Consider the following 12,212-nt stretch of genomic DNA (forward strand, 5'->3'; position numbering starts at 1 on the left):
AGCTAACGAGCTAGGCTAATTGTTGATGACAGAACAACTTCCTTCGTCCGAGCTGCCAGAACTGGCCAATGACCTCCGTCTTGCCTGCCAACGCATCGCCCGCCGAGTCCGCTTCGAGGGGACGGCGGCCGTCGCGCCCCACCAGTTCAGCGTGCTGGTGCGGGTTCGCCACCAGCCACGCACGCCCACCGAGCTGGCGGAGCTGGAGCGCGTCAGCACCCCGTCGATGACCCGAACCGTCAGTGGTCTGGTCGACGCGGGGCTCGTCGAGCGCCAGCCCCACCACGAGGATCGCCGACAGGTGCTGGTGGGCATCACCGAAGCCGGCCGAGCCGTGGTGCAACAGACCTTCGTCGAGCGCGACAGCTGGATGATGCGGCACCTCGACGGCCTGGACGCCGAGCAGCTGCGCATCCTGCGGCAGGCCGCCGACATCCTGCTGGAGGTGGCCGCCGGTGAGTGAGGCCGTGGCCCGACGTTCCGGCACCTTCGCCAGCTTCGGGGTGCCCAACTACCGAATCTTCTTCACCGGGGCCATCGTCAGCAATGTGGGCACCTGGATGTACCGCGTGGCCCAGGACTGGCTGGTGCTGACCATCCTGACCGACCACTCGTCGTCGGCACTCGGCATCGTCACGGGTCTGCAGTTCCTACCGATCCCCTTCCTGGCTCCCTATGCCGGTTCGATCGCCGACCGTTTCCCCAAGCGGAAGATCCTGCTCACCAGCCAGGCTGCGCTGGCCCTCAACGCCCTGGTGATGTTCCTGCTGGTGGTGACCGGCTGGGTGGAACTGTGGCACGTCTTCGTGCTCGCCTTCCTCACCGGCGTGGTGACCGCCTTCGACAACCCGACCCGCCAGGCCTTCGTCAGCGAGATGGTGCCGCGCGAACTGGTCTCCAATGCGGTCGGCCTGAACTCCGCCTCCTTCAACAGCGCCCGGCTCCTGGGCCCGGGGCTGGCCGGCCTGATCATCGCCTGGTGGGGAGTGGCGCCCGCGATGTTCTTCAACGCGGTGAGCTTCGGCGCGGTGATCGCCTCCTTGTTGATGATGCGTCCCGAGCAGCTGTCACCGGCGCCGATGCGCAAGAACGGCAAGGGTGCGGTCCGGGAGGGGCTGCGCTATGTGGGCCGGCGCCCCGACATCATGGTCATCCTGCTGATGGTCTTCATGCTGGGCACCTTCGGGATGAACTTCCAGATCACCAATGCCCTGATGGCGACCAAGGTCTACGGCAAGGGGCCCGGGGAATACGGGCTCTTGGGCTCGATCATGGCGGTGGGCACCCTGGCCGCGGCCCTGATCGCCGCCCGACGAGAGCGGCCCCGGCTGCGCGTGCTGCTCTCGGCCCTGGGTGGTTTCGCGCTGTGCACGGCCCTGCTGGGAGCAGCGCCCAACTACACCACCTTCGCCCTGCTGCTGGTGCCCACGGGTTTGTGTGCGCTGACGATGATGACCTGTGCCAATGCCTCGGTGCAGCTGGCCAGCGATCCCGAGGTCCGTGGACGGGTGATGGCCCTGTACATGGCGATCTTCATGGGCGGTACGCCGCTGGGAGCACCCCTGATCGGGTGGGTGGGAGACTTCTTCGGCCCGCGATGGACGATCTGGGCGGGAAGCCTGGCCTGTGGCCTCACCTTCCTGGGAGTCGCCGTCTGGTTCATGGTCCACCGTGGCGTCCGGGTCAGGTTGCGCGCCGGATGGCCTCCCCGGCTGCGGGTCTGGACCGTCGACGAGGTCCGCGCGGCCCACATCACGGTTGAAGGTGACTGAACCGCGTCAGAAGTTGGTCGTGTCCGGCGCACGACACGTTCCAATTTCCTTCGCGGTCCGTATCCAGCCAAGTTCTGACGTGGTCTGTCAGGCAGCCTCCACCCGTTGCCGATGCGCGCGCATCGCGATCAGGTGCAGCAGGTCGGGTTCAACCTCATCCCAACGGTGGACCACCTGGTGGTAGGAGAGACGGATCACGGTGTAGCCCCGCGCCCGTAGCCGCCGATCACGTTCCCGGTCCTTCTCGTAGGCGATCGCACTCGTGTGGTGCGCGAGGCTGTCCACCTCGATCACCAGCGAGGTGCCCACGAGCAGGTCGACCCGGCCGATGTCGCCGATCTGAACCTGGCTGCGCACCTTGATGCCGCGGGCCTCCAGACGGGAGCGCACCATCGTCTCGGTTCCTGATTCGGAGGGCGCCATGCGCTGCAGGATGCGCTGGACCCGGCGCGGGGCGGTCACAAGCAGGCATTCCAGCTGCTCGTGGCTGCGCAGCTGCAGGTTCACCACCGATTCGAGCAGTACCAGGAGTTCTTCGGCAGGGCAGCAGCGCGCGGCGCACTGGATCGCCGCGTCCAGGTCACACACCGCCACGACGGGTGTCGAGCGCCGCTCTCCCGCAGGACACACCACGGTATCGCACAGCGGCCGGAGCAAGCCGCGCCTGCCCGTGGCCACATGGAGCCTGCGGTCCAGACTCCACACGCCATGGCGTCGCAGCACCGAGACGCAGGTGAGGGCCCCGCCGGCTGCCACCGCGCGCACCACGTCGGCGTCTGCCCCGGGTGTCGCGTACCAGCCGTGGCGCACCGGCTCCAGGCCACCCTTGGCCACCGCGGTGCGGATCTCATGTGCCGTATTGCCCCAGGCCTCGAGCCGGTGGCGCGGAAGGACTCCGCCCTGCTCACTGATCCAGTCGTCTCGCAGCCTCACAAGGCCGATGATCCGCCGGCGCCCGCTGCGGGACCAGCCAGATGGAACGGCCTGTGCATGGATCCTCGACGGCCGAGATCTGTGGACAACCCGGGGGAAGGCGGATCGGCATCAGAACTTGGTCATATACGGCGCGCGACACGTTCAAATTTCCTCGGCTCGCAATATTCGACCAACTTCTGACCCGTCAGCGCTGATCCACGACCTCGTCCCAGACGCTCAGCGTGCGGTCGCTGCTGAAGACCCGTTCAGTGCCGTCCACCGGGTCGACGAAGCGCAGCTCCCGGGCCAACAACTGCAGCGGCAGGCTGAAGTCGTCCAGCGAACGATCCAGCACCTCGGGATAGAAGGGATCGTTGACGATCGGAATCCCCGCCGACGACATGTGCAAGCGGATCTGGTGCGTCTTGCCGGTGGTCGGCAGCACGCGATAGCGGGCGATCGGGCCGTGGGCAGGATGCTCGGCGTGGTCCAGCAGCTCGATCCGGGTGTGCGCATTGGGCTCACGGCCGGGCAGTTCCTGGGCCTGCATCACGCCGCGCTCCTTCACCATGTGGCTGGAGCACTCCAGTGGAAAGGCCAGGCCATCGCGGAAGCGACCGATCGCCTCGTAGGTCTTCTGCGGTACTCGCTTCTCGAACATGGTCTGGTAGGCGCGACGATGCTCGCGCTGGGTGGTGCACAACAGGATTCCCGCGGTGGCGCGGTCCAGGCGATGCGCGGGGGAGAGGTCGGGCAGGTCGAGCTCGCGGCGCGCCCGCACCACCGCGGAGTAGATGATGTGTTGTCCGCGGGGGATCGTCGAGGTGAAGTGCGGCTTGTCGAGCACGACGATCCGTTCGTCGCGGTGCAGCACTCGGAGCTCTCCGGGCGGCTCGGTCTCGTCGGGCAGGTCGCGGTGGAAGAAGATGAACGAGTGGTGCCGGTAGGGCGCATCGATCGGGATCACCGTGCCGTCCTCGTCGACGAAGCGTTGCTCCGCGAACATCTCGTCGATGCGTTCCGGCGTCAGGCGGGGAATCTTCCACACCAGGAAGTCGCGCATCGTCGCCCAGTGGTGTTCGCGCGGGGTGCCCACCCATGCCGCATTGAGGCCATGGCGTACGGGCAGCGGGGAGCGAGGCATGTCGTCGAGGCTACTGGGTTGGCCTCACAACCTTGTGCGGGCCGTAGATTGGGGGCATGGATCTCTCGTCACCGCTGATCGATCGCATCATCTCCCGCACCCCGCTGAAGGGACGTGCCCAGACCAGCAAGGTCATCCTGGAGGTCGACCTGGCCCGGGGCGTGCTCTCCGCGGCTCCCGAGAACCCGCTGGCCGCGGTGAAGGCCATGAATGCCCCCACCATGAAGGTGCTGCGGGAACGCCTGCGCAAGGCCGCCGACGACGGCGACGTGCGTGGCTTGGTGGTGCACTGCGGCACTGCCCCCATCACCCTCACCCAGGCGCAGGAGCTCGGCTTGGCCATCGCCGAGTTCGCGGCGAAGAAGCCGACGCTGGCCTTCGCCCACGGCTTTGGCGAGCTGGCCAATGATCTGCCCGCCTACACCCTGGCCACGGCCTGCAAGCAGGTGTGGATCCAGCCGTCGGGGCAGGTGGGCATCGGTGGCATCCACCTGGGGATCACGCTGGCCAAGGGACTGCTGGGGAAGTTGGGCATCGATCCCCAGATGTCGAAGCGCCACGAGTTCAAGAGCGCGGCCGACCGGTTGGCGGCAGACCACGTCACCGAGGCCAATCGCGAGATGATGCAGGCCATCGCCAATTCGCTGGCGCACGACTTCGTCGAGACCGTGGCCGAGCGTCGTGGGATCGACCGCCAGCAGGTGTGGGATGCGGTCAACGATTCGCCGTTGACCCCGCAGCAGGCACTCGACCTGGGCCTGGTGGACCGCATCGGGTACCGCGACGAGGCGCTGGCCCACGTCTTCGAGGAGTGGGCGCCCAAGGGAACCGAGCTCGGCGCGGAGCAGCTGCGCTTCGTGCACCGCTGGCATGCCGGTGGTCCCGGGCAGGCCGTCAAGGAGATCGTCGATCGCAAGCAGCCCGTGGTGGCCGTGGTGGGGCTGCGCGGCGCGATCGTCACCGGTCGAGGTCGTCCCGCCGCGATGGGGGAGCCCCAGGCCGGTGCCGACGTGGTCTGCGAGCACCTGCGCGCCGCCGGGCGTGACGAGAAGGTGAAGGCGGTCGTGCTGCGCATCGATACCCCCGGTGGCTCCGCGGTGGCCTCGGACACGATCTGGCGGGCCGTCCACCAGCTGCGCGCCTCGGGACGTCCGGTGGTGGCCCAGATGGGTGACCTGGCGGCCTCGGGCGGCTACTACTCGGCGATGGGCGCCGATGAGATCGTGGCCCTACCGGCCACCCTGACCGGCTCCATCGGCGTGCTCGCCGGCAAGCTGGTCACCACCGGCCTGTACCAGAAGCTGGGGCTGGTGCACGAAGCGGTGGAAAGCGGTGAGAATGCCGGCTTCCTGGCCAATGACCAGTACTTCACCGAGCACCAGTGGGCCAAGCTCAACGAGTGGCTCGACCGGATCTACGACGAGTTCACCCACAAGGCGGCCGCCGATCGCGGCATGGACCACGCCCAGCTGGAGCCGCTGGCTCGCGGCCGGGTGTGGACCGGACGCGACGCGCAGGCGCGCGGTCTGGTGGACCACCTGGGTGGCATGGACGTGGCGATCGAGCGCGCCTGCCAGCTCGCGGGTCTGAAGCGGCACCGGATCCAGTTGCGCGCCCAGCCCGCCCTCGGGATGCTGGATCGGATCCGCCCCGCCGACTCCACCGAGCAGCCCACCGCCGCCTCGATGCCGGCCCTGACCCCGGAGTCGATGCTGCAGCAGGCGGCCGGGATGCTGGGCCTGCAGCTGCAGGCCGGTGCGCTGGAGATCCCGCGTCTGCAGGTGCGTTGAACATGGCGCAGGGCGTCACGATCTTCGCCGAGATGAGCGCACTGGCCGTCGAGACCGGTGCGCTCAACCTGGGGCAGGGCTTCCCGGACGGCGACGGACCCGAAGCGGTGCTGCAGGCCGCGCAGCAGGCGATCCGCGACGGGGTGAACCAGTACCCGCCCGGGCGCGGCATGCCAGTCTTGCGCGAGGCGATCGCGGCGCACCGCCAGCGTTTCTGGGGTGAGCAGTGGGATTCGGAGACCGAGGTGCTGGTGACGGCGGGTGCCACCGAGGCGATCGCCGCCAGCCTGCTGGCCTTGGTGGGGCCCGGCGACGAGGTGCTCACCGGCGAACCCTTCTACGACGCCTATGCCGCGGTGGTCCGGTTGGCCGGCGGCAGCCACACCACGGTGCCGCTGCGGCTGGTCGAGGGTCGCTTCGTCCTGGACCACGACGACCTGCGGGCGGCCTTCACCAGTCGCACCAAGGTGGTCTTGCTGAACAATCCCAACAACCCGACCGGTTTCCAGTTCAGTCGCGACGACCTCACGGTGCTCGTGGAGCAGGCCGCTCGGCACGGTGCGACGATCGTCGCCGACGAGGTCTACGAGCACCTCTGCTTCGACGCCGAGCACATTCCCGTGTCGGGCATCGCGGGGGCGCGGGAGCGCACGATCGCGATCGGTTCGGCCGGCAAGACCTTCAGCGTGACGGGTTGGAAGATCGGCTGGATCACGGCGCCCGCCGAGCTGGTCGATCGGGTGGTGCAGGTCAAGCAGTGGCTCACCTATGTCAACGGCGCGCCCTTCCAGCCGGCGGTGGCCGTGGGGCTGGGCTTGGGCGATAACTACTTCGTCGGGGCACGAGAGAGCCTGCGCGCCCGACGAGACCTGTTGGGCGCCGCCCTGGACGCGGCCGGCTTCGGGGTGATCACTCCCAGCGCCGGCTACTTCACCGTCGCCGATGCCAGCCCGCTGGGCATCACCGACGGGGCCAGCGCCTGCCGTGAATTGGCTCATCAGGTGGGTGTGGTGGGCATTCCCTACTCCGCCTTCTGTTGGCCGTCGACGGCGCAGGGACGCAGCTGGATTCGCTTTGCGCAGTGCAAGGACGAGCAGACGATCCGGCTTGCCGCCGAGCGCTTGCAGGCAATCCCTCACCCCGGGCGAAAGGGGCCCTGAGCAGGCCGTTAGATTCGGGGCATGCGAATTGGAGTCCCACGAGAATCCAAGCCCGGGGAGAACCGGGCCGCGGCAACACCCAGAACCGTCCAGGACCTGATCAAGCTCGGCTACGACGTCGTGGTCGAGCACGGTGCAGGCGACCGTTCCAGCGCCACTGACGCCGCCTTCGAGGCAGCCGGTGCGCAGGCGGTCGATGCCCAGACGGTCTGGACCAGCGATCTGGTGTTGGCCGTGAATGAACCCGACGAGACCCAGCTGCAGATGATGCGGCCGGGCGCCACGCTGATCACCTTCCTCTTCCCGCGCCAGAATCCGCAGTTGGTGGAGCGCCTGGCGCAGCAGGGCATCACCGCGATGAGCATGGACATGGTGCCCCGCACCAGCCGCGCCCAGGCGCTGGATGCGCTGAGTTCGATGGCCAACATCTCCGGCTACCGCGCGGTGGTTGAGGCCTCCCACAGCTTCGGTCGCTTCTTCACCGGGCAGGTGACCGCGGCCGGCAAGGTGCCACCGGCGAAGGTGCTGGTGGCGGGCACCGGTGTGGCCGGCCTCGCCGCGATCGGTGCCGCCAATGCGATGGGTGCGATCGTGCGGGCCACCGACGTGCGCCCCGAGACCGCCGAGCAGGTGGAGAGCATGGGCGCCACCTTCCTGCACGTCAGGGGAGCCTCGCAGGAGGTCAGCACCGACGGTTATGCCAAGGAGGTGGGCGACGACTACCAGGCCCGGGCCGCCGAGCTCTACGCCGAACAGGCCAAGGACTGCGACATCATCATCACCACCGCGGCGATCCCGGGGCGTCCCTCGCCACGGCTGATCACCGCAGAGATGGTGGCCACCATGAAGGACGGCTCGGTCATCGTCGACCTGGCCGCCCAGGGTGGTGGCAACTGCGAGCTGACCCGTCCGGGTGAGAAGTACGTCACCGACAATGGCGTGACGATCATCGGCTACACGGATCTGGCCAGCCGCCTGCCCGGGCAGAGTTCACAGCTCTACGGCACCAACCTGGTGAACGCGCTCAAGCTGATGACGCCGGAGAAGGACGGCCAGCTGGTCGTCGACTTCGACGACGAGGTGGTGCGCACCATGACCGTGGTGCGCAATGGCGAGGTGACCTTCCCACCGCCACCCATCCAGGTCTCGGCCGCACCGGTGGCGGCACCCGCGGCCGAGGTGGCTGCCGTCGCGGCGGAACCCGTGAAGCCGCCCAAGCCGTGGTGGCGCCCGGTGCTCGACGTCGGGATCGCCTCGGTGCTGTTGATCGCGCTGCTGACGGTGGCCCCGACCCACTTCGTGGAATTGTTCGGCATCTTCGCCCTGGCGATCGTGGTGGGCTACTACGTGGTCTGGAATGTCACCCACGCGCTGCACACGCCGCTGATGAGCGTCACCAATGCGGTCAGCGGCATCATCATCGTCGGCGCCATCACGCAGTTGGGCAGCGAGAACTGGGCCGTGCGGATCATGAGCTTCATCGCGGTGCTGATTGCCAGCATCAACATCTTCGGCGGTTTCACCGTCACCCACCGCATGCTCCAGATGTTCCGGAAGGAGGCCTGACATGTTGCAGAACTTCGTGACCGCGACGTACATCGTCTCGGGTCTGCTGTTCATCCTTGCGCTGCAGGGTTTGAGCAAGCACGAGACGGCCAAGCGCGGCAATGCCTTCGGCGTGCTGGGCATGATCCTGGCCCTGGTGGCCACCAACTTCCAGATGGGCTGGACCGACATCCGCGGTGACGGGGCAGACCTCACCGCCGTCGCGCTGCTGCTGGCGGCGGTCGTCATCGGCGGTCTGATCGGCGTGCAGCGTGCCCTCAAGGTGGAGATGACTGGCATGCCGGAGCTGATCGCCCTGCTGCACTCCTTCGTGGGTGCCGCGGCGGTGCTGGTGGGCTTCAACTCCTTCCTGGACTCACCCCACGCCAATGCCTTCCACCTGACCGAGGTGGCGCTGGGCATCTTCATCGGTGCGGTCACCTTCACCGGCTCGATCGTCGCGTGGGGCAAGCTGAACGGCAAGATCGCCTCCAAGCCGCTGACGCTGCCCGGCCGCAACTGGCTCAATCTGTTGGCGCTGGTGGCCATCATCGTGATGACCGTCTGGTTCGTGCAGGCCCCGTCGCTGCTGCCGCTGGTGCTGATCACCATCGTCTCGCTGCTGTTGGGCATCCACCTGGTGGCCTCGATCGGCGGCGCGGACATGCCCGTCGTGATCTCGATGCTGAACTCCTACTCCGGCTGGGCGGCGGCCTTCAGCGGCTTCATGCTCAACATGAACGTGCTGATCATCACCGGTGCGCTGGTGGGTGCCTCGGGCGCGATCCTGAGCTACATCATGTGCAAGGCCATGAACCGTTCCTTCATCTCGGTGATCCTGGGCGGCTTCGGCGATTCCGTCGCGGCCGGCCCCGCGGTCGAGGGGGAGCATACCGAGTGGAGCGTGGCCGAGGTGGCCCAGGCGCTGGCCGAGGCCAAGAGCGTCATCATCGCCCCGGGTTACGGCATGGCCGTCGCGCAGGCGCAGTACCCCGTCGCGGAGCTCACCAAGGCGATGGAGGCCAATGGCACCCAGGTGCGCTTTGCCATCCATCCCGTCGCGGGACGCCTGCCCGGCCACATGAACGTGCTGCTGGCCGAGGCCCACGTGCCCTACGACATCGTGCTGGAGATGGACGAGATCAACGACGACTTCGCCGACACCGACGTGGTGCTGGTGATCGGCGCCAACGACACCGTCAACCCGGCCGCGATGGAGCCGGGCCTGCCGATCAGCGGCATGCCGGTGCTCCACGTGTGGGATGCGCGTCGCGTGGTGGTCTTCAAGCGGTCGATGAGCGCTGGTTACGCCGGGGTGCAGAACCCGCTCTTCTTCCGGGAGAACACCTCGATGTGCTTCGGCGACGCCAAGGCGACGGTGCAGGGCATCCTCGCCGCGCTGCCTTCGGGCGATCGAGCGGCCATCGGCAGTTGATCCTGGCACTGGCAACCGGCCCCACCTCCGCCCTGGAGGTGGGGCCGGTTTTGTCGGTGGTGGCTCCTAGGGTGGAGCCATGACCTCGCACCTGCCCCCGCTGCCCGACGAGCCGCCCGTCGACCCGTGGGACGTGCCCCCGGACGACGACTGGCTGCCGCCGCAGGAGCTTGCCACGTCGGCCGAGCCCACCCCCACGTCGGCCGAGCCCACTCCCACGTCGGCCGAGCCCACTCCCACGTCGGCCGAGCCTGTCGAGGCCACGCGCGCCGAGCCCACCTCTACGTCGGCCGAGCCTGGCGAGGCCCCCCTCGCAGAGCAGGCCCTCACAGTGCTCAAGAAGCTGGTGGGCCGCGATGACGTGACCTTCCACGACGGCCAGCTGGAGGCGGTGCTGGCGCTGGTGCAGCACCGGCAGCGTGCCCTGGTGGTGCAGCGCACCGGGTGGGGCAAGTCGGCGGTCTACTTCGTCGCGACGGCGCTGCGCCGTGCCCAGGGTGCCGGGCCGACGGTGATCGTCAGCCCCTTGCTGGCGTTGATGCGTGACCAGATCGGCGCGGCGGAGCGGGCCGGGGTGCGGGCCGTCACCATGAACTCCGCCAATGCCACCGACTGGCGCGAGGTCTCCGACGCGCTGGCCCGCGACGAGGTGGACGTGCTGTTGATCAGCCCGGAGCGGCTCAACAACCCCTCCTTCCGGGCCGAGCAGCTGCCCGACCTGGCGGCGCGCTGCGGCCTGCTCGTGGTGGACGAGGCACACTGCGTCTCCGACTGGGGCCATGACTTCCGCCCCGACTACCGCCGCATCAAGGACCTGCTGCTGGAGCTTCCGCAGGACACCCCGGTGCTCGCCACCACCGCCACCGCCAATGAGCGGGTGGTCGCCGACGTGGCCGAACAGTTGGGTGCCGGCGGGCATGAGGTCTTCACCATTCGCGGCCCGCTCTCGCGTGAGTCGCTGCGGCTCGGTGTGCTGGAACTGCCGCACGCGGAGGCGCAGCTGGCCTGGTTGGGGGCCCACCTGGGTGACTTCCAGGGCTCCGGCATCATCTACACGCTCACGATCTCGGCCGCCGAGGACGTCTCCCGGGCCTTGTCGGAGGCGGGGTATGCGGTCAAGGCCTATACCGGCCGCACCGACACCGCGGAGCGGGAGCAGTTGGAGAACCAGCTGCGTGCCAATGAACTGAAGGCCCTGGTGGCCACCTCGGCGCTCGGGATGGGTTTCGACAAGCCAGACCTGGGTTTCGTGATCCACCTGGGCGCCCCCAGCTCGCCGGTGGCCTACTACCAGCACGTGGGCCGCGCCGGCCGTGGTGCGATCGACGCCGACGTGCTCTTGCTCCCCACCGCCGCCGACCGCGACATCTGGCACTACTTCGCCACCGCGTCGATGCCCGACCAGGAGAAGGCCCAGGCGGTGATCGAAGCGTTGCAGCAGTCGGGCAAGCCGCTGTCCACCGGGGCGCTGGAGACCATCGTCGACCTGCGGCGCACTCGGTTGGAGCTGTTGCTGAAGGTGCTCGACGTGGACGGGGCAGTGCAGCGCGTCAAGGGCGGCTGGACCGCCACCGGGCAGCCGTGGGTCTATGACGCCCAGCGTTACGCGCGGGTGGCCGAGGCGAGGCAGCGCGAACAGCAGCTGATGCTCGACTACCAGAAGGGCGAGCGGTGTCGGATGGCCTTCCTGACTGCTGCGCTGGACGATCCGCAGTCGCATGACTGCGGACGCTGCGATGTGTGCGCCGGTCAGTGGTACGACCCCACGCTGCCCGATGCCGCGATGGTGGCCGCCCGCACCGCCCTCGACCGGCCCGGCGTCCTGCTGGAACCGCGCGGCATGTGGCCCACCGGCATGGACCGGTTGGGTGTTCCCCTCAAGGGCAAGATCAAGAACGGGCCGGAGCCCGGCAGGGTGATCGCGCGGCTCACCGACCTGGGCATGGGGCAGCGGTTGCGCGCGCTGCTGCAGCAGCCCGACGCCCCGGTGCCCGACGACGTGCTGAAGGCCTGCATCCCGGTCCTGCGCGAGTGGGACTGGGCCGAACGCCCGGTGGCGGTGGCCCATGTTCCCTCACGCACCCGTCCAGAGCTGGTGGCTTCTCTGGCCAGCGGCCTGGCGCGATTGGGGCGGATGACCGATCTGGGTGCGCTGGCGCTGGCCGACGGTGGCCCGACGGGGGAGGCCGGTGGCAACTCCGCCTTCCGACTGGCCGGTATCTGGGGCCGGATCGTCGTCGACGAACACCTCAGCCGCCAACTGGCTGGTGTGCAGGGGCCGGTGCTGCTGGTGGATGACCTGGTGGACTCCCGCTGGACCATGACCGTGGCCGCCGCGGCGCTGCGCGAGGCGGGTGCGTCGGCGGTCCTTCCCTTCGCCCTGGCCCTGCAGGCCTGAGCCTCGCAGAAAGCACCCAAAACCCCTTGCGAGAGCGCCACCAAATGATAGAA

The 12,212-nt window shown here is 68.4% G+C and carries 9 protein-coding genes; 7 read left to right on the plus strand and 2 right to left on the minus strand.

Translation table 11 applies throughout. The annotated features are described in order from the left end of the window. The first annotated feature begins 25 nt into the window (after window positions 1–25). Window positions 26–463 carry a MarR family winged helix-turn-helix transcriptional regulator gene (locus ACOAMO_RS08855; protein ID WP_420174444.1) on the plus strand — a complete coding sequence of 146 codons (438 nt, stop codon included), beginning with the start codon at window positions 26–28 and terminating at the stop codon, window positions 461–463. Further along, window positions 456–1,772, plus strand: a complete 1,317-nt coding sequence (locus tag ACOAMO_RS08860) for an MFS transporter (protein ID WP_420174445.1) — start codon at window positions 456–458, stop codon at window positions 1,770–1,772. Before ACOAMO_RS08855 ends, ACOAMO_RS08860 begins: the two co-directional genes overlap by 8 nt. Window positions 1,773–1,859: 87 nt before the next feature. Here the strand turns inward: ACOAMO_RS08860 and ACOAMO_RS08865 are convergent, their stop codons facing one another. Beyond that, the gene (locus ACOAMO_RS08865) at window positions 1,860–2,705 is read right to left on the minus strand and encodes an endonuclease domain-containing protein (RefSeq protein WP_420174446.1); all 846 of its coding nucleotides are present in this window, start codon (window positions 2,703–2,705) and stop codon (window positions 1,860–1,862) included. Window positions 2,706–2,892: 187 nt separating this feature from the next. Beyond that, window positions 2,893–3,750 (minus strand): pseudouridine synthase, encoded by an 858-nt coding sequence (locus tag ACOAMO_RS08870; RefSeq protein WP_420176996.1) that lies wholly within the window; start codon window positions 3,748–3,750, stop codon window positions 2,893–2,895. 137 nt (window positions 3,751–3,887) lie between these two features. Here ACOAMO_RS08870 and sppA point away from each other — a divergent pair, with 137 nt between their 5' ends. The 5 genes from sppA to ACOAMO_RS08895 all read left to right on the plus strand — a co-directional run bounded on the left by sppA (window position 3,888) and on the right by ACOAMO_RS08895 (window position 12,159). Beyond that, a complete protein-coding gene (gene sppA / locus ACOAMO_RS08875; RefSeq protein WP_420174447.1) occupies window positions 3,888–5,621 on the plus strand; it encodes a signal peptide peptidase SppA in 1,734 nt (577 codons plus the stop codon). A gap of 2 nt (window positions 5,622–5,623) precedes the next feature. Beyond that, window positions 5,624–6,781 (plus strand): aminotransferase class I/II-fold pyridoxal phosphate-dependent enzyme, encoded by a 1,158-nt coding sequence (locus ACOAMO_RS08880; RefSeq protein ID WP_420174448.1) that lies wholly within the window; start codon window positions 5,624–5,626, stop codon window positions 6,779–6,781. A 21-nt stretch (window positions 6,782–6,802) separates the two neighbouring features. Beyond that, on the plus strand, window positions 6,803–8,347 hold the full coding sequence (locus tag ACOAMO_RS08885; protein WP_420174449.1) for a Re/Si-specific NAD(P)(+) transhydrogenase subunit alpha: 1,545 nt from the start codon (window positions 6,803–6,805) through the stop codon (window positions 8,345–8,347). Between the two features lies 1 nt (window position 8,348). Further along, the gene (pntB, locus tag ACOAMO_RS08890; RefSeq protein ID WP_420174450.1) at window positions 8,349–9,761 is read left to right on the plus strand and encodes a Re/Si-specific NAD(P)(+) transhydrogenase subunit beta; all 1,413 of its coding nucleotides are present in this window, start codon (window positions 8,349–8,351) and stop codon (window positions 9,759–9,761) included. 79 nt (window positions 9,762–9,840) lie between these two features. Further along, entirely contained in the window at window positions 9,841–12,159 is a 2,319-nt protein-coding gene (locus ACOAMO_RS08895; RefSeq protein WP_420174451.1) for a RecQ family ATP-dependent DNA helicase, read from the plus strand. Window positions 12,160–12,212 lie beyond the last annotated feature (53 nt).

Origin of the sequence: Luteococcus struthionis, from assembly GCF_048595755.1 — a bacterium.
In the GTDB taxonomy this organism is placed as follows: Bacteria; Actinomycetota; Actinomycetes; order Propionibacteriales; family Propionibacteriaceae; genus Luteococcus.